The sequence below is a fragment of the Oceanicola sp. 22II-s10i genome (assembly GCF_002210105.1).
GTDB lineage: Bacteria > Pseudomonadota > Alphaproteobacteria > Rhodobacterales > Rhodobacteraceae > Pseudooceanicola.
Window position 1 is genome coordinate 56,381 of record NZ_AQQU01000004.1, and the last position, 25,315, is coordinate 81,695.

Annotated in this window: 23 protein-coding genes; 20 read left to right on the forward strand and 3 right to left on the reverse strand. The window is 67.5% G+C overall.

The window, feature by feature from the left end:
* Positions 1 to 13 precede the first annotated feature (13 nt).
* The 15 genes from ATO6_RS12045 to ribD all read left to right on the forward strand — a co-directional run bounded on the left by ATO6_RS12045 (position 14) and on the right by ribD (position 15,383).
* Positions 14 to 232, forward strand: coding sequence for a DUF2842 domain-containing protein (locus ATO6_RS12045; RefSeq protein WP_088624266.1), 219 nt, complete (start codon positions 14 to 16; stop codon positions 230 to 232).
* A gap of 115 nt (positions 233 to 347) precedes the next feature.
* Positions 348 to 1,598, forward strand: a complete 1,251-nt coding sequence (locus ATO6_RS12050; RefSeq protein WP_088624267.1) for a multidrug effflux MFS transporter — start codon at positions 348 to 350, stop codon at positions 1,596 to 1,598.
* Positions 1,599 to 1,801: 203 nt separating this feature from the next.
* On the forward strand, positions 1,802 to 3,055 hold the full coding sequence (locus tag ATO6_RS12055) for a sarcosine oxidase subunit beta family protein (protein ID WP_088624268.1): 1,254 nt from the start codon (positions 1,802 to 1,804) through the stop codon (positions 3,053 to 3,055).
* Positions 3,056 to 3,200: 145 nt separating this feature from the next.
* A complete protein-coding gene (locus ATO6_RS12060) occupies positions 3,201 to 3,458 on the forward strand; it encodes a sarcosine oxidase subunit delta (RefSeq protein ID WP_088624269.1) in 258 nt (85 codons plus the stop codon).
* Complete coding sequence (locus ATO6_RS12065) at positions 3,455 to 6,388, forward strand: sarcosine oxidase subunit alpha family protein (protein WP_088624270.1); 2,934 nt, start codon at positions 3,455 to 3,457, stop codon at positions 6,386 to 6,388. Before ATO6_RS12060 ends, ATO6_RS12065 begins: the two co-directional genes overlap by 4 nt.
* On the forward strand, positions 6,381 to 6,932 hold the full coding sequence (locus ATO6_RS12070) for a sarcosine oxidase subunit gamma (protein WP_088624271.1): 552 nt from the start codon (positions 6,381 to 6,383) through the stop codon (positions 6,930 to 6,932). The genes ATO6_RS12065 and ATO6_RS12070 overlap by 8 nt, the downstream gene beginning before the upstream one ends.
* Before the next feature lie 136 nt (positions 6,933 to 7,068).
* Positions 7,069 to 9,012 carry a DNA primase gene (gene dnaG, locus ATO6_RS12075; protein WP_088624272.1) on the forward strand — a complete coding sequence of 648 codons (1,944 nt, stop codon included), beginning with the start codon at positions 7,069 to 7,071 and terminating at the stop codon, positions 9,010 to 9,012.
* A 136-nt stretch (positions 9,013 to 9,148) separates the two neighbouring features.
* Positions 9,149 to 11,119 (forward strand): RNA polymerase sigma factor RpoD, encoded by a 1,971-nt coding sequence (gene rpoD, locus ATO6_RS12080; protein ID WP_088624273.1) that lies wholly within the window; start codon positions 9,149 to 9,151, stop codon positions 11,117 to 11,119.
* A gap of 237 nt (positions 11,120 to 11,356) precedes the next feature.
* Positions 11,357 to 11,821, forward strand: coding sequence for a thiol-disulfide oxidoreductase DCC family protein (locus ATO6_RS12085; RefSeq protein WP_088624274.1), 465 nt, complete (start codon positions 11,357 to 11,359; stop codon positions 11,819 to 11,821).
* The gene (locus ATO6_RS12090; protein WP_176440909.1) at positions 11,818 to 12,432 is read left to right on the forward strand and encodes a DUF4166 domain-containing protein; all 615 of its coding nucleotides are present in this window, start codon (positions 11,818 to 11,820) and stop codon (positions 12,430 to 12,432) included. Before ATO6_RS12085 ends, ATO6_RS12090 begins: the two co-directional genes overlap by 4 nt.
* 105 nt (positions 12,433 to 12,537) lie before the next feature.
* Complete coding sequence (locus ATO6_RS12095) at positions 12,538 to 12,810, forward strand: hypothetical protein (protein ID WP_088624276.1); 273 nt, start codon at positions 12,538 to 12,540, stop codon at positions 12,808 to 12,810.
* Positions 12,811 to 12,905: 95 nt separating this feature from the next.
* A complete protein-coding gene (locus ATO6_RS12100) occupies positions 12,906 to 13,208 on the forward strand; it encodes a hypothetical protein (protein WP_088624277.1) in 303 nt (100 codons plus the stop codon).
* A gap of 73 nt (positions 13,209 to 13,281) precedes the next feature.
* Positions 13,282 to 13,704, forward strand: a complete 423-nt coding sequence (locus ATO6_RS12105) for a secondary thiamine-phosphate synthase enzyme YjbQ (RefSeq protein ID WP_088624278.1) — start codon at positions 13,282 to 13,284, stop codon at positions 13,702 to 13,704.
* Positions 13,705 to 13,798: 94 nt separating this feature from the next.
* Positions 13,799 to 14,275, forward strand: coding sequence for a transcriptional regulator NrdR (nrdR, locus tag ATO6_RS12110; protein WP_088624279.1), 477 nt, complete (start codon positions 13,799 to 13,801; stop codon positions 14,273 to 14,275).
* Positions 14,276 to 14,285: 10 nt separating this feature from the next.
* Positions 14,286 to 15,383: a bifunctional diaminohydroxyphosphoribosylaminopyrimidine deaminase/5-amino-6-(5-phosphoribosylamino)uracil reductase RibD gene (ribD, locus tag ATO6_RS12115; protein WP_088624280.1), complete on the forward strand. Its 1,098-nt coding sequence runs from the start codon at positions 14,286 to 14,288 to the stop codon at positions 15,381 to 15,383.
* A 99-nt stretch (positions 15,384 to 15,482) separates the two neighbouring features.
* Here ribD and ATO6_RS12120 read toward each other — a convergent pair whose 3' ends face one another.
* On the reverse strand, positions 15,483 to 16,673 hold the full coding sequence (locus tag ATO6_RS12120) for a cytochrome P450 (protein ID WP_088624281.1): 1,191 nt from the start codon (positions 16,671 to 16,673) through the stop codon (positions 15,483 to 15,485).
* Between the two features lie 58 nt (positions 16,674 to 16,731).
* Between ATO6_RS12120 and ATO6_RS12125 the strand changes: the two genes are divergently transcribed.
* From ATO6_RS12125 to ATO6_RS12145, 5 genes are all read left to right on the forward strand, one after another.
* The gene (locus ATO6_RS12125; RefSeq protein ID WP_088624282.1) at positions 16,732 to 18,465 is read left to right on the forward strand and encodes an ATP-binding protein; all 1,734 of its coding nucleotides are present in this window, start codon (positions 16,732 to 16,734) and stop codon (positions 18,463 to 18,465) included.
* A complete protein-coding gene (locus ATO6_RS12130) occupies positions 18,462 to 19,691 on the forward strand; it encodes a sigma-54 dependent transcriptional regulator (RefSeq protein WP_088624283.1) in 1,230 nt (409 codons plus the stop codon). The genes ATO6_RS12125 and ATO6_RS12130 overlap by 4 nt, the downstream gene beginning before the upstream one ends.
* Before the next feature lie 233 nt (positions 19,692 to 19,924).
* Positions 19,925 to 20,926: a DctP family TRAP transporter solute-binding subunit gene (locus tag ATO6_RS12135; RefSeq protein WP_088624284.1), complete on the forward strand. Its 1,002-nt coding sequence runs from the start codon at positions 19,925 to 19,927 to the stop codon at positions 20,924 to 20,926.
* A gap of 106 nt (positions 20,927 to 21,032) precedes the next feature.
* Positions 21,033 to 21,701, forward strand: coding sequence for a TRAP transporter small permease (locus ATO6_RS12140; RefSeq protein WP_088624285.1), 669 nt, complete (start codon positions 21,033 to 21,035; stop codon positions 21,699 to 21,701).
* 3 nt (positions 21,702 to 21,704) lie between these two features.
* The gene (locus tag ATO6_RS12145; RefSeq protein ID WP_088624286.1) at positions 21,705 to 23,099 is read left to right on the forward strand and encodes a TRAP transporter large permease; all 1,395 of its coding nucleotides are present in this window, start codon (positions 21,705 to 21,707) and stop codon (positions 23,097 to 23,099) included.
* A gap of 58 nt (positions 23,100 to 23,157) precedes the next feature.
* Here ATO6_RS12145 and ATO6_RS12150 read toward each other — a convergent pair whose 3' ends face one another.
* Positions 23,158 to 24,495, reverse strand: coding sequence for a phospholipase D-like domain-containing protein (locus ATO6_RS12150; RefSeq protein WP_254919134.1), 1,338 nt, complete (start codon positions 24,493 to 24,495; stop codon positions 23,158 to 23,160).
* A 13-nt stretch (positions 24,496 to 24,508) separates the two neighbouring features.
* Positions 24,509 to 25,258, reverse strand: coding sequence for a triose-phosphate isomerase (gene tpiA, locus ATO6_RS12155; RefSeq protein WP_088624287.1), 750 nt, complete (start codon positions 25,256 to 25,258; stop codon positions 24,509 to 24,511).
* Positions 25,259 to 25,315 lie beyond the last annotated feature (57 nt).

Genomic DNA, 25,315 nt, shown 5'->3' on the forward strand with positions numbered 1-25,315 from the left:
TGAAGAGGACACCATGGCGCTATCTCACAAGGCGAGGCGGAGGTGGGCGCTGGTGATCCTGCTGGTCGGCCTGCCGCTTTACATCGTGGTGGCCGTGTCGGTGGTGAACTGGCTGGACCGGCCTTCGATCCTGGTGGAGCTGCTGGTCTATGTCCTGCTGGGGATCGTCTGGGCGCTGCCGTTCAAGGCGGTGTTCAAGGGCGTCGGACGCGAGGCGCCCGAGGACGAATAATGGCAGGCATGCGCGATACGCATGGCTGAATTGCCGGCTGACCGGCAGGTAAAAGGATGACGTCGTCATCCATTGCGCTATACTGCTGCGAAAGCCCATTCGATTCATGGTTCCCATGGCCTTTCGCGCCGCCCAAACTCCCCCGCATATCACGACGCTTGTCTTCCTGACCGCCACGTCGGTCCTGACGATGAATATGTTCCTCCCCTCGCTCGGTCACATGGCCGAGTATTTCGAGGTGGATTACAGCGTCATGTCGCTGGCGATCGGCGGTTACCTTGCGATGACGGCACTGACGCAGATCGTGGTGGGGCCGATTTCGGACCGTTACGGGCGGCGCCCCGTCGTGCTGGTCGGGATGTTCGTCTTTTTCGTCGCCTCGATGATCTGCGCGACGACGACCTCGTTCACATGGTTCATCGTAGGGCGGATGATGCAGTCGGCCACGGCGACCGGCATGGCGCTGAGCCGCGCCGCGATCCGGGACCAGTTCGACGAGCGCGAAAGCGCGTCCAAGCTCGCGCTGATCTCGACCCTGATGGCGGTCGCCCCGATGATGGGGCCGATGATCGGCGGCTTCCTCGACAGCGTCTTCGGCTGGCGGGCCAACTTCTTTGCCTATGCGGCGGGCGGGGCGTTCCTGTTCCTGCTGTGCTATTTCGACGCGGGCGAGACGCATCACAAGCGCTCGGCCAGTTTCGGGGCACAGTTCCGGGAGTATCCGGAGCTGCTGAAGTCGCGCCGGTTCTGGGGCTATGCCTTCTGCGCGGCCTTCTCGGTCTCGACCTTCCATATCTTCGTGACCGCCGCCCCGCTGATCGCGCCCGCCGCCTTCGGCATGGGGACGGCTGAACTGGGGATGTGGATGGGATCGATCACGCTGGGCTTCATGATCGGTTCGGGCATCTCGAGCCGGGTGTCGCGGCGCTACCCGCTGACGACGATGATGATCACCGGGCGGACATTCGCGATCGTGGGGATCGGCATTCCGACGCTGTTCATCGCGGCGGGCTATGTCTCGGTTCCGCTGTTCTTCGGCGCGATGATCCTGTCCGGCCTCGGCAACGGGCTGACCTCGCCCAATGCGAATGCCGGGTCGGTCTCGGTCCGGCCGCATCTGGCCGGCAGCGCCTCGGGTCTGTCGTCGGCGCTGATCGTGGGAATGGGGGCCGTGACCACGACGATCACCGGCGCTCTGGTGACCGAGGCGAACGGTCTCGTGATGACGCCGGTCCTGATGGTGATCGCCTGCGTGCTGGGCCTGATCGCGGCGCTCTACGTGCGCCACGTCAACATCCGCGAGGCGCTGGCCGCGCGCGCCGCTGCTGCGGCCGCCGGCGACGGGGTGCCCGCCGCGGCCGAGTGATCCGAGCGGCAGACCTGCGGCCTGTCGCCGCGACGGCGGCGTGACCGTCCGGCACAGTGGTCGAAAACCCGCCGCCCGATGTCGCGAAGCTGTCAGCCGCGGGCGTCCTGCATGGACATTCTGGCCGCGACTTGCTTCACTCCAGTGAGGTGATGTTGATTCCTGTATGGAATCATAATTTCCCCAAGGGAATGAGGATCGAGATGCGTTTTTCCGGCCTGCGGGTGCTGCACGAAGGTCTGACCGGGAACCGGGGCTGGACCGCCCACTGGCGGGATCCCGAGCCAAAGTCCGAATATGACATCGTGGTCATCGGCGGCGGCGGTCACGGGCTGTCGACGGCCTATTACCTTGCCAAGGAACACGGGCTGACCAATGTCGCGGTGCTGGAAAAGGGCTATCTGGGCGGCGGGAACGTGGGGCGGAACACGACCATCGTGCGGGCGAACTACTTCCTGCCCGGCAACTCGGAGTTCTATTCCCATTCGCTGAAGCTCTGGGAGGGGCTGGAAGAAGACCTCAACTACAACGTGATGCATTCGCAGCGGGGTCTCATCAACCTGTTCCACTCGGACGGCCAGCGCGACGCCTTTGCCCGGCGCGGCAACGCGATGATCAACCAGGGCGACGACGCGGTGCTGCTGGACCGGAACGGGGTGCGCGAGCATCTGCCCTATCTCGATTTCGACAACATCCGCTTCCCGGTCTTCGGCGGTCTGCTGCATCCGCGCGGCGGCACGGCGCGGCACGATGCTGTCGCCTGGGGCTATGCGCGGGGCGCGTCGGATCGCGGTGTGGACCTGATTCAGAACTGCGAGGTCACGGGGATCGACATCGAGAACGGCAAGGTCCGGGGCGTGCAGACGACGCGCGGGGCGATCCGGGCCAAGAAGGTGGCGATCGTGGTCGCGGGCCGGTCCGGGCAGGTGGCGGCGATGGCGGGCATGCGGCTGCCGATCGAGAGCCACATCCTGCAGGCCTTCGTCACCGAGGGGCTGAAGCCGGTGATCGACCATGTCGTCAGCTTCGGCATGGGGCACTTCTATATCAGCCAGTCCGACAAGGGCGGGCTGGTCTTCGGCGGCGATCTGGATTTCTACCCGAGCTATGCGCAGCGCGGCAACCTGCCGATGGCCGAGCACGTGATGGAGGCGGCAATGACGCTCATGCCGATGATCGGCAAGGCCAAGGTGCTGCGGTCCTGGGGCGGGATCATGGACATGACGCCCGACGGCTCGCCCATCATCGACAGGACGGACACCGAGGGGCTCTTCATCGACTGCGGCTGGTGCTACGGCGGGTTCAAGGCGGTGCCGGGATCGGGGTTCAGCTTCGCGCATCTGATCGCGACCGGCAACCACCACGCGCCGGCGGCGAAATACCGGCTGGACCGGTTCCGCACCGGCGTCGGGCTGATGGACGAGGAAGGCACCGGGGCGCAGCACAACCTGCACTGAGTGTCGGGTGGAGAGCGGCCCTGCGGGGCGCATATTTTTGGCAAGATGAAGCAGGGGCCTTTGAGATGAGACCTGACCGAGGCATGGGCGGAGAGCGGCCCTCCGGGGGGAGTTTTGCGGGCCAGATGAAGCGGGGGATCGCGGCGTGAGGATCAACTGTCCGATGTGCGGAGAGCGGGACCGGCGGGAGTTCTACTATGGCGGGACAGCGCTGTCGCGACCGGTCGGGACCGACTGGTCGGCGGAGTGGGACGATTACCTGCACCTGCGCGAGAACCCGGCGGGGCGGTCGCGGGAGCTGTGGTATCATGAGACCGGCTGCACGGCGTGGCTGGTGGTCGAGCGGGATACGGTGACACACGAGATCCATGGTGTGCGGCTGGCCGCCGGGGGGCGGTCATGAGGCTGGGGCAGGGCGGTCTGATCGACCGGGACGCGCCGGTTTCGTTCCGGTTCGACGGACATGTGTATTCGGGGTTCCGGGGCGACACGCTCGCCTCGGCGCTGATGGCCAACGGCATCCGCGTGGTCGGGCGGTCGTTCAAGTATCACCGTCCGCGCGGCATCTTCAGCGCAGGCAGCGAGGAGCCGAACGCGCTGGTGACGCTCGGGCGCGGCGCGGGGCAGGAGCCGAACGCGCGGGCGACGATGGTCGAGATTCACGAGGGGCTGGAGGCGCGGGCGCAGAACTGCTGGCCCTCGGCGCAGTGGGACGTGATGGAGGTGAACGACCTCTTCGCGCCGTTCCTGGGCGCGGGGTTCTACTACAAGACCTTCATGTGGCCCAAGAAATTCTGGGAAAAGGTCTATGAGCCCGCGATCCGGCGGGCGGCGGGGATGGGATCGCTGTCCGGGGAACACAACGGCGATCTCTACGAGAAGGCTTATGCCCATTGCGACCTGCTGGTGATCGGCGCGGGGCCTGCGGGCCTGATGGCGGCGCTGGTGGCGGCGGAGGCCGGGGCGGACGTGATCCTCGCCGACGAGGATGCGCTGCCGGGCGGGCGGCTGAACGGTGAGCGGATGGAGGTCGGCGGGCAGTCCGCACAGGGCTGGGCGGCGGAGACCGTCGCGCGGCTGGAGGCGATGCCGAACGTGCGGGTCATGCGGCGGACGACGGTGACCGGGGTCTACGACCAGGGCTCCTTCGGCGCGGTCGAGCGGGTCGGCGGGCATCTGGACCGGCGGCCCGAGGGGCTGCCGCTGGAGTGCTTCTGGCGGATCGCGGCCAAGCGCGCCGTGCTGGCGGCAGGCGCGATCGAGCGGCCGGTGGCCTTCGGGCGGAACGATCGCCCCGGCGTGATGCTGGCGAGCGCGGTCCGGACCTATGTGAACCGTTACGGCGTGGCGCCGGGGCGGCGGGTCGCGGTGTTCGGCAACAACGACGACGCGCACCGGACGGCGGCGGACCTGCTGGCGGCGGGTGTGCATGTGGCCGCGCTGATCGACGCGCGGCCCGAGGCGCGCTGCGACCTGTCGGTGCCGTTCTATCCGGGCGCGGTGGTGTCGAGCGTATCCGGGCGCATGGGGGTCGAGGCGGTGCGGGTCGAGACCGGCGCCGGGACACAGCGGATCGGGGCGGATTGCCTGGCGGTGTCGGGCGGCTGGAACCCGAACGTGCACCTGACCTGCCATCTTAACGGACGGCCCGTGTGGGACGACGGGATCGCGTCCTTCGTGCCCGCAGCGGGCGCTGTGCCGGGGCTGATCCCGGCGGGCGCGGCCAAGGGGATATTCGCGACCTCCGGGTGCCTTGCCGACGGGGCGCGGGCGGCGGGCGAGGCGTTGCAGGCGCTCGGGATTGCGACCGGCACGGTCGAGATGCCCGAGGCGGAGGATGCGGCCTACAGCCTGCGTCCCGTCTGGCATGTGCCGGGCAAGGGGCGGGCATGGCTCGACCTGCAGAACGATGTGACGGTGAAGGACGTGAAGGCCGCCGCGCAGGAGAACTTCCGTTCGGTCGAGCACATGAAGCGGTTCACCACGCAGGGCATGGCGCCGGACCAGGGCAAGACTTCGAACATCGCCGCGCTGGCGGTGCTGGCGGATGCGACCGGGCGCGGGATCCCGCAGACCGGGACGACGACCTACCGTCCGCCCTACAGCCCGGTCGCGATCGCGGCCATGGGGGCAGGGGCGCAGGGCGCGGGGTTCGCGCCGCAGCGGAAGACGACGAGCCATGCCGCCAGCGTCGCCATGGGGGCGCCGATGATCGAGGCGGGGCTGTGGTATCGACCCTCCTACTTCCCGGCACCGGGCGAGGAGACGTGGCGCCAGTCCTGCGACCGCGAGGTCGGCTGGGTGAGGAACGCGGTCGGTGTCTCCGACGTCTCGACGCTGGGCAAGATCGACATCCAGGGGCCGGATGCGGGGGCGTTCCTCGATTTCGTCTACACCGGCACCTTCTCGACGCTGAAGCCGGGGCGCGTGCGCTACGGCATGATGCTGCGCGAGGACGGGCATGTGATGGACGACGGCACGACCGCGTGCCTCGCGCCCGATCACTACCTGATGACGACGACCACCGCCGCGGCGGGGCTGGTGATGCGGCATCTGGAGTTCGTGGCGCAGGTGCTGAAGCCGGAATACGATGTGCAGATGGTGTCGGTCACCGAGCAATGGGCGCAGTTCGCGGTCGCCGGTCCGAAGTCGCGCGAGTTGCTGGACGGGCTGCTGGATGCGCCGCTTGAGCCTGCGGCCTGGCCCTTCATGGCCTGCGGCGATGTCTCGGTCATGGGGGTCGCGGCGCGGCTGTTCCGGATCTCCTTCTCGGGCGAACATGCCTACGAGATCGCGGTGCCCGCCCGCTATGGCGAGAGCCTGTTCCGCGAGCTGGTCGCGCGGGCCGAGGGTCTCGGCGGCGGGGCCTACGGGATGGAGGCGCTGAACGTGATGCGGCTCGAGAAGGGCCTGCTGACCCATGCCGAGCTGCACGGGCGGACAACCGGTTTCGACCTTGGCATGACCGGGATGATGTCGTCCAAGAAGGACTACATCGGCCGGGCTGCGGCGACCCGCGAGGGGCTGCTGGACAGCGAACGCGAGCGGCTGGTCGGGCTGAAGCCCGTCGGCGCGGTCAAGCAGCTGACGGCGGGGGCCCACCTGTTCGCCGAGGATGCGGAGCCGGTGCGCGAGAACGACGAGGGCTATGTCACCTCGGTCGGCTATTCCCCGACGCTGGGGCATTTCATCGCGCTCGGCTTCCTCAAGGGTGGCCCGGACCGCTACGGTGAGCGCGTGCGCTTCGTCGACCATCTGCGCGGGATCGACACGATCTGCGAGGTCTGCCCGCCCTGTTTCTTCGACCCGGAAGGAGAGCGTGTCCGTGGCTGAGCTTGTCGCAACCTCCCCCGCCAAGGGCCTGCTGCCGGTGACCATCGGCGGACTGACCCTGTCCGAACCGGCCCACGCCATGATGACCGGGATCAGCCCCCACACCGGCGAGGTCGCACAGGCCTCGGCGCTGCTGAAGCAGGCGACCGGCTGCGACCTGCCCGCGCCGAACCGCCTGACACGCAGCGGCGATGCCATGGCGCTCTGGACCGGCCGCAACCGCTGGATGCTGATCGGCGCCCCCGCGCCCGAAGGGCTGGCCGAGACGGCGGCGCTGACCGACCAGTCCGACGCATGGGTCGCGGTCACGATCGAGGGTCCCGGCGCGGCGCTTGTGCTGGCCCGGCTCTGCCCGCTCGACCTGCGGGATACGGCCTTCCCAGAAGGCACCGCGACGCGGAGCGAGATCTTCCACATGCAGGCCATCATCGCCCGCACCGGCCCCGCAAGTTTCCTCGTCCTCACCTTCCGCTCGATGGCGGGGACGCTGGTCCATGACCTGACCACCGCCGCCCGCGCCGTGGCCGCCCGCGCCGAGGTCTGACGCAGACGCAGGGTCCCCTGCTTCATCTGGCCGAATAAACTCCGGGGAGTGCGAGGGGCAGGGCCCCTCGCTGCCGTTCACCGACACCCCTCGCGCCATCTGGCACAGGCACACCGAATCCCGGTAATCTCCCGCAATGGCCCTGCCCCCCGGATTCCTCGACGAACTGCGCAGCCGCACCTCGCTCAGCCAGGTGGTGGGGCGCAAGGTCATGTGGGACCAGCGCAAGTCGAACCAGGCCAAGGGCGACATGTGGGCGCCGTGCCCGTTCCACCAGGAAAAGTCGGCCAGCTTCCACGTCGATGACCGCAAGGGCTTCTACTACTGCTTCGGCTGCCACGCGAAGGGCGATATCATCTCCTTCGTGCGCGAGACCGAGAACGTCGAGTTCATGGAGGCGATCGAGATCCTCGCCCGCGAGGCCGGTATGACGATGCCCGCCCGCGATCCGCGCGCCAGGGAAAAGGCAGACCGCCGGACCCAGCTCGTGGATGTCATGGAGGCCGCGGTCCGCCATTACCGGATGATGCTGGGCACGCAGGCGGCGGGTGCGGCGCGGGATTACCTGACCCGGCGCGGGCTGGACGCGGCGGCGATCGAGCGGTTCGAGATCGGCTTCGCCCCCGACACCCGGCAGGGCGCGTTCCAGGCGCTGACCGGCAAGGGGATCGAGGCGGGCCAGGTGGTCGAGGCCGGTATCTGTGCGCGACCCGATGACGGCGGCGCGCCCTACGACCGGTTCCGGGGGCGCATCATGTTCCCGATCCGCGACGCACGTGGCCGCGCCATCGCCTTCGGCGGGCGGGCCATGGATCCGAACGCGCGGGCGAAGTATCTCAACTCGCCCGAGACACCGCTCTTCGACAAGGGCCACACGCTCTACAACCACGCCCCCGCGCGCGAAGCGGCAGGCAAGGGCGCGACGCTGATCCTCGCCGAAGGCTACATGGACGTCATCGCGCTCTCCGAGGCCGGGTTCGGTGGCGCGGTCGCGCCGCTCGGCACTGCTGTGACGCCGGACCAATTGAACCTCCTCTGGCGCATCGCGCCCGAGCCGGTGGTCTGCCTCGACGGGGATACCGCCGGCCTGCGCGCGGCCTACCGGGTGATCGACCTCGCCCTGCCGATGCTTGAGGCGGGCCGCTCGCTGCGCTTCGCGCTGCTGCCCGAGGGCAAGGACCCTGACGACCTGATCCGCTCGGACGGGGCCGGGGCGATGCAGGCGGTGCTGGACAGTGCGCTGCCGCTGGTCGATCTGCTGTGGCGACAGGAGACCGAGGGCAAGACCTTCGACAGCCCCGAACGCCGCGCAGCTCTGGACAAGGCGCTGGCGGACCGGACCGGGACGATCCGCGATCCGGGGCTCAAGCGGCATTACGACGACGCGCTCAAGGACCTGAAGTGGCAGCTCTTCCGCCAACGCCGCAGCCCGGCGCGGCGGGCTTTCGTGAAGGGGCAGCCGCCGATCCTGCCGTCTCTTGCAACGACCCGCGCCTCTCGCCTCGTCACGGCGGGCGACGGGGCCGAGGATCATCTGCGCGAGGCGGTCATCCTCGCCGCGCTGATTTCCACCCCCGCCGTGTTGCCGGAGTTCGAGAGCGAGCTGGAGCGGCTGGACTGCCGCGACCAGTTGCACCGGACGGTATTGGCCGCCGTCCTGGCCCATGCGGGCGAGGGCGCCGAGGACCTGCGCGCGGAAATTTCCGGCACGGTCGGGGCCGAGGCGCTTGAACAGCTGATGTCCGACCCCCATGTGGCGCTCATCCCCCCGGTCCGGCGGCCCGGCGACGAAGAGGCGGCCCGCCTGTGTCTGGCCGAGGAACTCGCCAAGCTGCGGGCGGCGCGGGGGCTGGCAGACGAGGTGGCCGAGGCCGAGGAAGAACTGCAGGGCGTGGCCGACGAGGCGGTGACCTGGCGTCTCGGACAGGCCGTCGAGGCACGCAACAGTGCCGGCCGGGGCTTCGGCGAAGACCGGGCGGAATACGACCGGGGCGACAACGGCGCCCGAATCAATCGTGCCGAACGGGAGGCGCTGGATAGCCTTCTCGGGGCGATTCGCTTCTCCAAGCCGCGCAAATAGGGCGCGCTTGGTGACGAAAGTCTAAAGGAAACCGGGTAAACGGGTGTCCCAGCCCGCGAATCGCGCTATTGATTCGGGTCATCCCGAAGTGATTCGCTGTCGGGCTGGATCTGGCACCTGAGCAGGAGCTTAACTTATGGCCGCCAAGGATACGGAAGAAACTCCGCAGACCGACGATCAGGACAACGAAGTCTCGCTCGACATGAGCCAGGCGCGGGTCAAGAAGATGATCGCCGAGGCGCGAGAGCGGGGCTTCATCACCTATGACCAGCTCAACCAGGTCCTGCCGCCGGATCAGGTGTCGTCCGAACAGATCGAGGACGTGATGTCGATGCTGTCCGAAATGGGCATCAACATCATCGAGGACGAAGAGGCCGAGGAGGAGGAGGGCAAATCCACCGCCGTGGTCGAGACGACCTCGAACCGCGAAGTGGCGCTCGGTTCCGCCGGGAACGAAAAGCTCGACCGCACCGACGACCCGGTGCGGATGTACCTGCGCGAGATGGGTTCGGTCGAACTGCTGAGCCGCGAGGGCGAGATCGCCATCGCCAAGCGGATCGAGGCGGGCCGGAACACGATGATCGCCGGGCTCTGCGAAAGCCCGCTGACCTTCCAGGCGATCACCATCTGGCGCGAGGAACTTCTGAACGAAGACATCCTCCTGCGCGATGTCATCGACCTTGAAACCACGTTCTCGGGCCAGCTCGATGACGAGGAGCCGGTGGTCGAAACCGCCAACGTCTCCTCCGCGCCCAAGCAGGACGACGATCCCGAACTCGACGCCGACGGCAACCCGATTGCCCGTGACGATGACGACGAGGACGACGATCAGGCCAACATGAGCCTCGCGGCCATGGAAGCGGCGCTGAAGCCGCGCGTGCTGGAAACGCTGGACCGGATCGCGAACGACTACGTGCTTCTGTCGGAATTGCAGGACAGCCGGATCAGCGCGACGCTGAACGAGGACAACAGCTTTTCCGACGCGCAGGAAGCGAAGTACCAGAAGATCCGGAACGAGATCGTGCTGCTGGTGAATGAACTGCACCTGCACAACAACCGGATCGAGGCGCTGATCGACCAGCTCTACGGCATCAATCGCCGGATCATGCAGATCGACAGCGCGATGGTGAAGCTGGCCGACCAGGCCCGCATCAACCGCAAGGAATTCATCGACGAATACCGGGGCCGCGAACTCGACCCCAACTGGCTGGACCGGATGGCCGAGAAATCGGGCCGGGGCTGGCAGATGTTCATCGAACGCTCGGCCGACAAGGTCGAGGACCTGCGCGCCGACATGGCGCAGGTCGGCCAGTATGTCGGCCTCGACATCAGCGAATTCCGCCGCATCGTCGCCCAGGTCCAGAAGGGCGAGAAGGAAGCGCGGCAGGCCAAGAAGGAAATGGTCGAGGCGAACCTGCGTCTCGTGATTTCCATCGCCAAGAAATACACGAACCGCGGGCTGCAATTCCTTGATCTCATTCAGGAAGGCAACATCGGCCTGATGAAGGCCGTGGACAAGTTCGAATATCGCCGCGGTTACAAGTTCTCGACATATGCGACCTGGTGGATCCGTCAGGCCATCACCCGGTCGATCGCCGACCAAGCCCGGACGATCCGTATCCCGGTCCACATGATCGAGACGATCAACAAGCTGGTCCGCACCGGCCGCCAGATGCTGCATGAGATCGGTCGCGAGCCGACGCCGGAGGAACTGGCCGAGAAGCTGCAGATGCCGCTCGAGAAGGTCCGCAAGGTGATGAAGATCGCCAAGGAACCGATCTCGCTCGAAACCCCCATCGGGGACGAGGAAGACTCGCAACTCGGCGATTTCATCGAGGACAAGAACGCGATCCTGCCGCTCGATTCGGCCATTCAGGAGAACCTGAAGGAGACGACGACGCGGGTTCTGGCCAGCCTCACCCCGCGCGAGGAACGGGTTCTGCGGATGCGCTTCGGCATCGGCATGAACACCGACCACACGCTGGAAGAGGTCGGCCAGCAGTTCAGCGTGACCCGCGAACGTATCCGCCAGATCGAGGCCAAGGCCCTGCGGAAGCTCAAGCATCCGAGCCGGAGCCGGAAGCTGCGGTCGTTCCTCGATCAGTAAGCGGTCTGCGAACCAGCGAGATTGCTTTGATGTCGCCCGGCGGATGCCCTCCGCCGGGCGTATCTTTTTCGCGACTTGTAGCAGGAATGAAAGCCGTGGCCGACGAGACGGCGAATATGTTCGATGTGGTGCAGCTGTCGCTGCTTTCGCGGCATCGCGGCACTGAGACAAACCGTCCGGCTTTCCTTCCGCATCGGTCGGGGCCATCTTCAGCTTAGCAATCTGAAGGCAGCACATATGCCGACCGGCGCAACAACGGACGACCTGTCACCCGACCTGCGGGCAAGCCTTGCGGGTCAGGACATAATCGTCTTCGACGGCGAATGCGTGCTTTGCTCTGGCTTCTTCCGCTTCATGTTGCGTCACGACAGGTCGGAACGCTTCCGTTTCGTGATCGCACAGTCTCCACTCGGAACGCGGATCTACGAGGCGCTCGGCCTGCCGACGCGCGATTACGAGACGAACCTCGTGATCGTGGACGGGCAAATCAACCGCAAGGGCCGGGCCTTCGCGCAGGCCATGCGCGCCATCGGCCGGCCTTGGGCGATCCTCGGGCCGTTGCGGTTCGTGCCGCCCGCAATCTCCGACCCGATCTACCACCTGATCGCGAGAAACCGGTATCGGTGGTTCGGGCGGTATGACACCTGCATGATCCCCGATGCCACGGTCCGGGCCCGTTTCCTCCCGGAGGGATGGGCATGACGGCGGACCCTTTCCTGCAGGCTGCGGATGCGCGGGGGCTGACGCTCGACCCCGTGCTGCGGGCGTTTCATGGCGGGACGGGCCAGAGTGCGACAGGGCAGGGCGGGACAGGGCCGCGGGTCTGGGAGGGCACCTGTGCGATCCGCCGGGGTTCCGGACCGCTGATCGGCCTGTTGCTGAAACTGGGCGGCTTCCCCGACGCGGACGAAAACGTGCCGATCCGGCTCAGCATGTTCCGAGGGCGCGACGGGGTCACGTGGCGGCGCGAGTTCGGGCGGCACGTGACGGAATCGGTGCTGACCTATGATGCGGACCGGTCAGCGGTGGACGAAAGTTTCGGCCCCTTCAGTGTGCGCATGGTGCCCGATATCCGGCGCGGTGCGCTGCATCTGGAGATCGCGGGGCTGCGGGTCTGGGGCGTGCCGCTGCCCCGGCTGCTGTGGCCGAAAAGCGCGACGCGCGAGGTCGCCCGGCCGGATGGCGGGGTCGAGTTCGATGTCTCGGCCACGCTGCCTTTTCTGGGTCCGATGATCCGGTATCGCGGCGTTCTTCATCGCGCGGGTGGTGCGCGCACGTCACACCGGGCGGGGCCCGAGGTCAGGTATACCTGACTGCCGCAGATTCGCCCGCTTTGCTAGCGTGAGTCCGAGGCGGGATGCCCGGTGCAACTTTTTGTGGCTGCACCGCGTTGTTTCCCCAGCCAAGGAGGACACGACATGCGCCGCGCTGCCACGCTGGTTACTGCCATCACGATCGCCACCGCTTCTGCGGCCTGGGCCGCCTATTCCTCGCTGCCCATGAATGACCTGACGCGCCCCGATCCGGGCAGCGCGAACCAGGAAATCCTGATCCGCGTGGCGCCCGAGGATCTGTCGCGCTGTATCGCCACGCTGATGCAGGTCATGCAGCCGCCGGTCGACAGCGCCTTCGTCGCCGATGTGAAAATGCATGGTGCCAGCGGCCCGACGGCCCGGTGCGTTGCGGAATAACCTGCGCGGCCACATTTCGCGCAGAGGTTGAAGGTTTTCTGAAACCAAACTGACCGTTCGGGCGTTGCCTCCTTGAAGAACAGGGGGGAACGCTCATGACCAGCTTTCCAAGACTTGCCGCCGCCGTTGCCGTCATCCTGACCGCCGCACCGCTGGCTGCACAAACCGTCGAAGTCCCGAGACCCGAGCCGCAGCGTGTCGTTCTGACCGACGCCATCCGCGTCGAAGTCGGTCCGGGTGAGCTGAGCCGCTGTGCCGCGGTGTTCCAGTGGGCCTTCAACCTGCCTGACGACGACGCGGGCTTCGGCCCCACGCTGCCGGGTGTGCCCTATGGTTTCGGGCCGCGTTGCGCGGTTCTGCCGGACAGCATGCCCTACGTATCGGCCAGCGGCGACTGACACCGCGCCACTTGCGCCGCTGCACGCCCCCGGTCTAACCGGGGGCGCAGTCATGTCCGGCGGAGCGGTACGCATGTCCTCGACCGAATTCAGCATCGAAACATCCGGTCCGGGTCTTTACGAGTTCACCCGTGACGTGACCGGCTGGGTCAGCCGAACCGGCCAGCGGGAAGGGTTGCTCACGCTCTTCGTCCGTCACACCTCGGCCTCGCTGCTGATACAGGAAAACGCGGATCCGGAGGTCAGGGCCGACCTGACCGAATACCTGCACCGCCTCGTTCCCCCATCGGACCATCCTTCGATGGATTACCTCACCCACACCTACGAAGGCCCGGACGACATGCCCGCCCATATCAAGGCGGCGCTGTTGCCGGTGTCGCTGTCGATCCCGGTCGCGGGCGGTGCGCCGGTGCTGGGGACATGGCAGGGAATTTACCTGGTCGAACACCGCCGCGCGCCTCATGTCAGGCGGGTCGCAGTATATCTGGGTCGTTGATTTCCGCTCTACCCAAAACTCAGTGGACCGCCTATAGTGGCTGTGGACAAGTGGGGCCCGACCCCACAGGTATGTAGGGATAGGGGACAGGACAATGCGTTGTCCGTTTTGCGGTAATGTCGACACTCAGGTAAAGGACTCGCGTCCGGCAGAGGATCACGTCTCGATCCGGCGGCGGCGGTTCTGTCCGGCCTGCGGCGGGCGGTTCACCACGTACGAGCGGGTGCAGCTGCGCGACCTCGTCGTCATCAAGTCGAACGGGCGGCGCGAGGATTTCGACCGCGACAAGCTGGAACGGTCGATCCGAATCGCCCTGCAGAAACGCCCCGTGGATCCCGAGCGGATCGACCAGATGATCTCGGGCATCGTCCGGCGGCTGGAGAGCATGGGCGAGACGGACATTCCCTCCAAGGCGATCGGCGAGATCGTGATGGAGACCCTGGCCCGGATCGACACCGTGGCCTATGTCCGCTTTGCCAGCGTCTACAAGAACTTCCAGGCGGCCGACGATTTCGACAAGTTCGTGAGCGAACTGCGCCCGGACGGCAAGACCGCCGAGCACGACGACTAGGCCCCCGGCGATGGCCGGGGCGGACGACCTCCGATACATTGCGCTTGCCCTTTCGCTGGGGCGGCGGGGCATGGGCAACACCTGGCCCAACCCTGCGGTCGGCTGCGTGATCGAGAAGGGCGGCCGCATCGTCGGACGCGGCTGGACCCAGCCGGGCGGAAGGCCCCATGCCGAGGTGGTTGCGCTGACGCAGGCCGGTGATGCCGCGCGCGGCGCGACGGCCTATGTCTCGCTGGAACCCTGCGCGCATCACGGACGGACCCCGCCCTGCGCCGAGGCGCTGATCGCTGCGGGTGTGGCGCGGGTGGTGGCCCCGCTCAGCGACAGTGATCCGCGTGTGTCCGGGCAGGGCTTTGCCATGCTGCGGGCGGCGGGGATCGAGGTCACGACCGGGATCATGGCGGACGAGGCGGCGCGGGATCACGCCGGGTTCTTTCTGAAGGTCGGGGACGGGCGGCCGTTCGTCACCATGAAACTCGCGTCGAGCTTTGACGGGCGCATCGCCACGGCCACGGGCGAAAGCCAGTGGATCACCGGGCCCGAGGCGCGGCGGATGGTACATGCGATGCGGATGCGCCATGACGCGGTGATGGTGGGCGCGGGCACGGCGCGGGCCGACGATCCCTCGCTGACCGTGCGCGACATGGGCGCGCCGCATCAGCCGGTGCGGGTAATCGTCAGCCGCCATCTCGACCTGCCGGAGGACGGTGTGCTGGCCCGGACCGCCGGCGAGGTGCCGGTCTGGCTGTGCCACGGCGACGACGCCCCGGCGGACCGGTTGGCGGCATGGGAGGCGCGGGGCGCGCGGCTGTTGCCCTGCCGGGTGACGGGGCGGAGCCTCGATCCCGAGAGCGTGCTCGCAGCGCTTGGCGGGGCCGGCCTGACGCGGGTGTTCTGCGAGGGCGGCGGGGCGCTGGCGGCCGCGTTGTTGCAGGCGGGGCTGGTCGATGAGCTGGTCGGCATGAGCGCGGGGCTGGTGATCGGGGCCGAGGGCTGGCCTGCGATCGGCGCGCTCGGGCTCGACCATCTGGCCGAGGCGCCGCGGTTCCGTCTGCGCGAGCTGCGCCCCGTGGGGGGCGATGTGCTGGCGGTCTGGGCGCGCGCCTGACGGGCCGGGCGGTTCGGGGGCTCTGCCCCCATCGGGCCTGAAGGCCCGATTCCCCCGAGGTATTTGGAACCAGAAGAAGCAGGGTGCGCGGCGTCTGCCTCAGCCGGAGGCGAGGACGAGGCTGTCGAGACCGTGGAAGTGGTAGAGATCGGCGTAGGCCGGCGGCTCGGCGATGCGCAGGCCGGGGTGGTGTTCGAAGAGGACCGGGAGAGCGATCCGCAGTTCCAGCCGGGCGAGGGGGGCACCGATGCAGAAGTGCAGCCCGGCGCCGAAGCTGGTGTTGGGGCGCACCGGTCGGGTGGGGTCGAAGCGGTCGGGGTCTTCCCACACCCGGGGGTCGCGGTTGGCGGCGGCGAGCATCAGGCCCACACGGTCGCCGCGCCGGAACTGGTGGCCCATCACGTCGATGTCCTCGTATGCCCAGCGGGTGAACATGTGCAGCGGCGGGTCATGGCGGAGGATCTCCTCGACGGTGCCGTCGACGGTGTCGGGGGTCAGAACCTCTGGCCCGTGGCCGTGGTCGAGCAGCAGTTTCACACCGTTGCCGATGGTGTGGACCGTCGCCTCGTGCCCCGCGTTCAGCAGCAGGATGCAGGTCGAGATCAGCTCGTCTGTCGAAAGCGCCTCGCCATCCTCCTCGGCCGCGATGAGCTGCGTCAGCAGGTCGTCGGCGGGCCGGCTGCGGCGCTCCTCCACGTAGCTGCGCAGGAAGTCGGAGAAGGCGGTGGCGGCGTCGCAGGCGGCGGCCTCGATCTCGGGTGTGCGGCGGGCCTGATACATGGCCACCATGTCGTTCGACCAACGCAGGAGCTGGTCGCTCATCTCTTCGGGGACGCCGAGCAGGCGGCAGATCACCGCGATCGGTAGCCGGTTCGCGAAGGCGGGGATCAGGTCGAAGGCGGTGCCGTCGCGCGGCAGGGCAGTTGCCAGATCACGGGCCAGCGCCGCGATCTCGGGGCCCATTTCCGCGATCCGGCGCGAGGTGAAGGCGGCCAGCACGAGGCGGCGCAGGCGGGTGTGGCGGGGCGGCTCGAGCTCGAGCATCGAATGCGCCTCGATGTCATAGAAGGGCCGCAGGCGGTCGGGGATCGCGGGGGCGCATTCCGGCGGCGCCTCGCGGCCGAACCGGCGGTCGCGCAGGCAATGCGATACGGCGGCGTGGGAAAAGGCGCAGCGGATGCCGTAATCGGTCCAGTGGTGGATCGGGCCCTGTTCGCGCGCGGCGCGGTAGAACGGATAGGGGTCCTGCACGAAAGCGGGCTCGGTCGGGGACTGTGTGAGGTCGGTCATGGCGTCCTGTCGGGCTGCGGGCTTTGCAAGGCACGGGGGCGCGGCTAGATTGCCCGCCATGATCGGAAAGGCAACCAGACGCGCGGGTGCGGTGCTGGCCGTGGTGGCCGCGGTGGCTCTGGTGGCCGCCGGGGTCTGGCGCTACGGCTACGATCAGGCACTGGACGGGCTGGCGCGCCGGGGTGAAGCGGACCTGGCGCTGGCCTCGGACCGGCTGACGGGACAGCTGCAGCGCTATCGCGACCTGGCCGTGCTGATGGCGGTGCATCCTGAGCTGACCGGGCCGCGCGCGGACGAGGTCCTGCAGCATGCGGCGGACCGGACCAGCGTGCTGAACATATTCTATCTCGACGGGCGGGGGCGGGTGCAGGCGGCAGCCCATGGCAGCCAGCCCGAGGCCGAGGCGGCGCTGATCGCCGGCGGCTTTGTCGGGCGCGCCTTCGACGGGGCGCTCGGGACCGGGCACGGGATCGACCCCTCGACTGGGTTGCGGGCGTTCTACGTCGCCGCGCCCCGTTTCTTTCCGGGCGGCGGCGTGCAGGGCGCGCTGGTCGTGGCGGTGGATGTCGAGGCGCTGGAGCGGGAATGGCGCGGCGACCGGCCGGCGGTGTTCTTCACCGACGAGGTGGGCGAGGTCTTCATTTCGAACCGGTCCGAGATCCTGTTCTGGCGCAGGTCGGAGGCCGGGCTGCAGCCCTCGGTGGGCGAGGCGATGCCGCGCGCGCGCTCGGACAGCGGCGGGCACGAGGTCTGGCGGATGCAGTGGGGGCCCTACCTGCCTGCGGTCGGTCTGCACATCGTCCGCGACCTGCCGACCATCGACATGCGCGCCGAGGCGCTGGTGGACGTCGCCCCGGCGCGGCGGCTGGCCTGGCTGCAGGCGGCGGTGGTGGGCCTGGTCGGGCTGGTGGTCGCGGCGATCCTGTTCTGGGCGATGGAGCGGCGGCGGGTTCTGGCGGTGGCCAACGCCACGTTGGAAAGCCGCGTGATGGAGCGGACGACCGAGCTGTCGGGCGCGATCGCGGCGCTCAGGCGCGAGGTGGCCGAGCGGCAGGAGGCCGAGGCGGCGCTGAAGAAGGCGCAGGCCGATCTGGTGCAGGCGGGCAAGCTGTCGGCGCTCGGCCAGATGTCGGCGGGGCTGAGCCACGAGTTGAACCAGCCGCTGATGGCGATTTCGCAGTTCGCGGAGAATGGCGGGCTGTTCCTCGAGCGCGGCAAGACCGATGCGGCGGCGGGCAACCTGCGGCGGATCGCGGAGCTTGCGGGGCGGATGGGGCGCATCATCCGGAACCTGCGCGCCTTCGCGCGGCAGGAGAACGAGCCCGTGCGGCGGATCGACGTGGTCGCGGTGGTCGAGACGGCGCTGGAGATGACCGAGGCGCGGCTGGCCAAGGACGGGGTGATACTGGAATGGGAGCGGCCGGGCGCGCCGGTCTGGGCCATGGGGGGCGAGGTCCGGCTGGGGCAGGTGATGGTGAACCTGATCGCCAATGCCGCCGATGCCATGTCGGGTGGCGAGATGCGGAAGCTGAGTGTCGTGATCGAGGCGGCGCCGCGCCCTGTCATCCGCGTGCGCGACACCGGGCCGGGGATCGCTGCGCCGGAGAAGATCTTCGATCCGTTCTATTCGACCAAGGAAGTCGGGGCCTCCGAGGGGATGGGGCTCGGCCTGTCGATCTCCTACGGGCTGGTGCAGAGTTTCGGCGGCGCGATCCGTGGCCAGAACGCTGAGGGCGGCGGGGCCGAGTTCACCGTGGAGCTTGAGCCGTGGCGAGGGGAGCAGGCGGCATGATCCGGCGTGTCCTGCTGGTCGACGACGACGCGGCCGTGCGCGAGGCGCTTGGCCAGACGCTGGAACTGGCCGATCTCGATCCGCTGACGGCGGGCAGTTTCGTAGAGGCAAAGGATCACATCCTGCCGGAGTTTCCGGGCATCATCCTGTCGGACATCCGGATGCCGGGGCGCGACGGGTTTCACCTGCTGACCTACACGCAGGACATGGACCCGGAACTGCCAGTCATCCTGCTGACCGGCGAGGGCGATATCCCGATGGCGGTCGACGCGATGCGCAAGGGGGCCTTCGGGTTTCTGGAGAAACCCTGCGCAACGGCAGACCTGCTGCCGGTGGTGGAACGCGCGCTCAAGACCCGCGCCCTGGTGCTGGAGAACCGCAGGCTCAAGGCCGAGCTCAGGGCGGGCGATCCGGCGTCGCGCCTGATTTTCGGCACGTCGGAGCTGTCGGACCGGCTGCGGGAACAGGTCCGGCAGGCGGCGGGCACGGCGGCCGAGGTGCTGATCACCAGCGCGCCGGGTGCGGGCGTGTCCAAGATCGCCGAAGTCATCCACATGATGTCCGCCGCCGCGCGGTTGCCCTTCGTCAAGCGCCCCTCGGCAGGCCTGACCCGCGAGGCGTTCGAGGCCGCATGCACCGAGGCCAAGGGCGGATCGCTGTTCCTGGACGAGGTGGCGGCGATGCCGCAGGACACCCAGTTCGCCGTGACGGAACGGCTGGAGCAGGGGGCGGGCGTGCGGCTGATCGCGGGCGCCTCGGTGGATATGGAAAAGGCCGTGGCGGAGGGGACGTTCAGCCCGGACCTCTATTACCGGCTGGACGTGATGCGGGTGCGGATCCCGGCCATTTCGGAACGGCCCGAGGACATCCCGGTCATGTTCCGCAAATATGTGGCCCAGGCGGCCGAGCAGGCCGGGCTGCCCGCGCCCGAGATCACCGAAGAGGTCGTCGCGGGGCTGATGGCGCGCGACTGGCCCGGCAACGCGCGGGCGCTGATGAGTGAGGCGATGCGCTTCGTTCTGGGGATGAAGGCCGGCGGGCAGGACGAGGGCGCGGACACCGGGCTGGCCGAACAGATGGCGCAGGTGGAACGGTCGCTGCTGGCTGCGGCGCTCCGGCGGCACGACGGACACGCCAGCGCGGCGGCGGTGGCCCTGAAACTGCCGCGCAAGACCTTCTACGACAAGCTGGCGCGCTACGGGCTGAAACCGGAGGACTTCCGGTAGTGTGCGGGAATCCGCACAGCTGGCTGAAGGGACGTGCGGGATTTCGCACAGCCCGGCCGGTGAAGATTGACGGCTGGTCAGGCGTCTCTGTTTAATCAATTGTAATAAAATGGAAAATTGCCTGACGCCGTGACGTCATCACATTCGCTTGTCGCCTTCTTCCCCATCCCATACCTCCCGGATCGAGGGCTGATTGAGCCCGAGAATCGTCCGGATACCGGGAGGAGACACCGATGAAATTCCTGACCACGGCCGCCACCGCGCTGGCCCTGACCGTTTCGGCTGGCGCCGCGCTGGCCAATTGCGATGCAGGCGAGACCGTCATCAAGTTCGCGCACGTGACGAACACCGACAAGCACCCGAAGGGCATTGCCGCGGAGATGCTGAAGGACCGCGTGAACGAAGAGATGAACGGCAAGGCCTGCATGGAGGTCTACCCGAACTCCACGCTCTACAACGACGACCAGGTTCTCGAGGCGATGCTGCAGGGCGACGTCCAGCTGGCCGCGCCGTCGCTGTCCAAGTTCGAAACCTTCACCAAGAAGTTCCGCCTGTTCGACCTGCCCTTCATGTTCAAGAACATCGAAGCGGTCGACGCGTTCCAGAAATCCGACGACGGGCAGGCGCTGCTCGACTCCATGCAGCGCCGCGGCCTGCAGGGTCTGGCCTACTGGCACAACGGGATGAAGCAGATGTCGGCCAACAAGCCGCTGCTGCTGCCCTCCGACGCACAGGGCCTGAAGTTCCGCGTTCAGCCCTCCGAAGTGCTGGTCGCCCAGATGGAAGCCATCGGCGGCTCGCCGCAGAAAATGGCCTTCTCGGAAGTCTACGGCGCGCTGCAGCAGGGCGTTGTGGACGGTCAGGAGAACACCTGGTCCAACATCTTCGGCCAGAAGTTCTTTGAGGTTCAGGACGGCACCACCGAAACCAACCACGGTGTGATCGACTACCTCGTCGTCGCCTCGGTCGACTGGCTGGACAGCCTCGACGCCGACGTGCGCGACCAGTTCATGACCATCCTGACCGAAGTCACCGACGAACGGAACGCCGCGGTGAACGAAGTCGACCTGGAAGCCCGTCAGTCGATCCTCGACGCCGGTGCCGTCATCCGCGAACTGGACGAGACGCAGCGCCAGGCATGGGTCGACGCGATGAAGCCGGTCTGGTCGCAGTTCGAAGGCGACGTTGGCGCGGACGCCATCGAAGCGGCGCAGAAGATCAACGCGACGCACTGACCGCGGAAACGTGGTATAGACACGCCAGACGGGGGGCGCGGGACGCAGAAGCCCGCGCCCCCTTCTCAAACCGGCCGACGGGGATCGTCAGAAGGGGGATAGGCCGATGCATCCAGCACCGGACGACAATTTCATGGACCGCATCGAGGAAACCCTCATCGCGGTCATCCTGGGCGTCATGACACTCGTGACATTCGCGAACGTGGTCGCCCGCTACGTCTTCAATTCGAACATCCTGTGGGCACTGGAACTGACCGTGTTCCTGTTCGGCTGGATGGTTCTTCTGGGCGCGTCCTACGCCGTCAAGAAGGGCGCACATCTGGGCGTCGACGCCCTGCTCGAAATGGTCGGCCCGGGCGCGCGCAAGGTGCTGGGCCTGATGGCCATCGCCGTCTGCATCATGTTCGCCTTCCTGCTGCTCAAGGGCGCATGGGACTACTGGGCGAACTTCGCCAACCTGCCCCAGACCGAGGGCCGCTGGTTCCCGCTGGGTTTCCAGGAGAAGTTCCGGGCCAACGGCTGGTACGAGGTCAATGACATCCCCAATCCGTGGTTCCTGAAGTTCCTCGAGGACATGATGAACGAGGGCGAACCCTACGAGAAACTGCCGCGCTTCATTCCCTATGCGGTGCTGCCGATCTCGATGGCGCTGCTGCTGTTCCGGTTCACCCAGGTCGCGGTCCGGGTCTGGACCGGCAAGATCGACCGCATCGTCGCCAGCCACGAGGTCGAGGACGAACTCGCCGAAGTCCGCGCGCAGCGGGGGGAGGTCTGAGCCATGGAAGTCGCACTTCTCTTCGTGATGGTCGTTGGCCTGATGCTGATCGGCGTGCCGATCGCCGTCTCGCTGGGCTTCTCGTCCATCCTGTTCCTGCTGATGTTCTCGGAGACCTCGCTGGCCTCCATCGCACAGACTCTGATGCAAGCCTTCGTGGGGCACTACACCCTGCTGGCGATCCCGTTCTTCATCCTCGCGTCGTCCTTCATGTCGACCGGCGGGGTGGCGAAACGGATCATCCGCTTCTCCATCGCCTGCGTGGGGCACCTGCGCGGCGGTCTGGCCATCGCGGGCGTCTTTGCCTGCATGATCTTCGCGGCGCTGTCGGGGTCCTCTCCGGCGACCGTGGTCGCCATCGGCTCCATCGTCATCGGCGCGATGACGCAGGCGGGCTACACCAAGGATTTCGCCGCAGGCGTCATCTGTAACGCCGGCACGCTCGGAATCCTGATCCCGCCGTCCATCGTGATGGTGGTCTACGCCACCGCGACCGACGTGTCGGTGGGCCGGATGTTCCTCGCGGGCGTCATTCCGGGCCTGATGGCGGGAACCATGCTGATGGTCGCGATCTGGATCATGGCGCGCATCCGCAACATGCCCGCCGGCGAATGGCTGGGCTGGGGCGAGATCTGGGACAGCTTCCGCGATGCCTTCTGGGGCCTGATGCTGATCGTGATTATCATGGTCGGGATCTACGGCATCCCCGGCATCACCGGCGCGATCTTCACGCCGACCGAAGCCGCCGCCGTCGCCTCGGTCTACGCCTTCATCGCGGCCGTCTTCATCTACCGCGACATGGGCCCGCTGTCCCGTCCGGGTCAGGCGCGCAACCTGTCGCTGATCGAGAAGCCGATCGCGCTGGTGACGGCATGGTTCCACCGCGACACCCAGAAGACGCTGTTCGAGGCAGGCAAGCTGACGGTCACGCTGATGTTCGTGATCGCCAACGCGCTGATCCTCAAGCACGTGCTGACCGACGAGCAGGTCCCGCAGAAGGTCGCCTCGGCCATGCTGGACGCAGGCTTCGGCCCCGTGGTCTTCCTGATCGTCGTGAACGTGATCCTGCTGATCGGCGGCCAGTTCATGGAGCCGTCGGGCCTGCTGGTCATTGTCGCGCCGCTGGTCTTCCCGATCGCGATCGAACTGGGGATCGACCCGATCCACCTCGGGATCATCATGGTCGTGAACATGGAGATCGGGATGATCACACCGCCGGTCGGTCTGAACCTCTTCGTCACGTCCGGCGTGGCGGGGATGCCGATGATGCGGGTGGTCAAGGCCGCGCTGCCGTTCCTCGGGGTGCTGTTCGTGTTCCTGATCATCGTGACCTATGTCCCGATCATCTCGACATGGCTGCCGACCCTGCTGATGGGGCCGGAGATCATCACGAAGTAAGGCGAAGCCTTCACGCTTCGGAACGGCGCCCCACGCGGGCGCCGTTTCCGTTTCCGGCTCACAGCATCGGCGCGCTGAGGCGGAACAGCCCCTCGACCGTGCGGCGGAACGGGCCGACCTGCGGCACGCCCTCGGTCGTGCGCGCCTCGACAGAGGCGAACCACTTTGCCAGCGTCTCTACCGTGTCCTCGTCATAGGCAAAGAGCGCCAGTTCGAAGTTCAGGAGCATCGAGCGGACGTCGAAATTCGCCGATCCGACCCAGCCCGCGTCGTCGATCATCCCGGCCTTGGCGTGCAGCATCCCGTCGTAGCAGAGCACGTGTCCGCCCGCCCGCTGGATGTCGCGCAGGTAGGCCCCGCGCGCAAAGTCGGTCATCCGCTTGTTGGACCGGCGGGGCACGATGACCCGGACGTCCACGCCGCGCCGGGCGGCGGTGTTCAGGGCCTGCGCCAGATGTTCCGTCGGCACGAAATAGGGGGTCGAGATCCAGACCCGGTCCTGCGCCGCGTGGATCGCGTTGACCAGCCCGTCATGCAGAACGTCGCGGGATTCGTCCGGTCCGGCGGCCAGCAGCTGCAGGTTCGCGGGGCCGGTCCAGTGATCCGCCGGTTCCTCGATCACCGGCGCGTCCCCGTCCGAGGCGAAGACCTCGCAGAAGCGGTGGACGACCGGGCCGGTGGCCGTGAAGCTCAGGTCGGTCCACGAGGTTTCGTCGCCGGTCAGGTACTGCTGCCCGATGTTGCGGCCGCCGGCCCATGTCACCTCGCCGTCGGCGATGACCATCTTGCGGTGGTTGCGCAGGTTCAGGTGGCTGTTGTCGCCGCCCCACAGGAAGGGCGAGACGAACTTGAGGTGTCCGCCAGCGGCGGTGAAATTCTCCAGCTCGGCCCTGGGGCGGGTCAGGGTGCCCAGCCGGTCGAGGATCAGCCGGACGCTCACCCCGTCATGCACGCGGGCCGTCAGGCGGCGCACGAACTCGCGCCCGGCCTCGTCGTCGTCCACGATGTAGAACAGGGCGTCGATGGACCGGCGGGCGCCGTCGATCGTCTCATGCAGCGCCTCGCGCGCTTCCTCGCCGGTTTCGTGCAGGGTCAGCCCGTTGCCATGCGACGCGGGCGGCCCGCCGAGCCGCGCGAAGGTGCGCGCCAGCGGGTGAAGGTCGGGATCGTCGTCCACCGTTTCGTCAAAGGCCAGCGGCGTGATCTTGCGGTTGCGTTTGCGGATGCCCAGCACGAACCACAGCGGCAGGGCGAGGTAGGGCAGCAGGAAGGCGAAGAGGATCCACGCCAGCGCGGACTGAGGCGTCCGCTTCTGCTGGAGGATCAGAATGACGATCAGCGCGTTGGCGAGACCCGCCAGAACGATCAGGAAATGCTGCGACAGAAGCGCCATCATGGGAGTATGCCGGTCAGGCGGATTCCAGCGCCTCGATGATCGGGCTGAAGTCGCTGGCCTTCAGGCTCGCCCCGCCGACGAGGGCTCCGTCGACGTCGGGGATCGAGAAGATCTCGGCCGCGTTCGCCGCCTTGACCGACCCGCCGTAGAGCAGCCGCACCGACCGGCCGACACCGGGGCCGAAGCGTTTCTCCAGCCGGGCGCGCATGAAGGTGTGGACCTCGCCGATCTGTTCGGGGGTCGGAGTCATGCCGGACCCGATGGCCCAGACCGGTTCGTAGGCGATCACGAGGTTCTCGCCGGTCGAGGTGTCGGGCACCGACAGCGACAGCTGCGCGCCGATGATGTCGAGCGTGTTCGTCGCCTCGCGCTGGAACATGCTTTCGCCAAGGCAGATGACCGTCATCAGCCCCGCCGCATGGGCCGCGCGCGCCTTGACGCGGACCTCCTCGGAAGTCTCGCGATGCTTGTCGCGCCGTTCGGAATGGCCGAGGATCACCGCCGTCGCGCCCGCATCGCCGAGCATCTCGGCCGAGAGGTCGCCGGTGAATGCGCCGCTGACCTCGGTGTGGCAGTCCTGACCGCCGAGCGCGATGGCGGTGCCCTCGGTGATCGCGCGGGCCGGATGCAGCAGCGTGGCGGGCGGGCAGATCAGCAGATCGACAGAAGGCTCGGGGTGGCTGTCGGCCAGCACACGCAGATCCGCGAGAGAGGCGCCGAGCCCGTTCATCTTCCAGTTACCCGCCGCCAGTTTTCTGCGCATCTGTGCCTCTTTCAAAATCCGGCCCAACTTTTCCGACCGGCGCGGGCAAGTCAACCG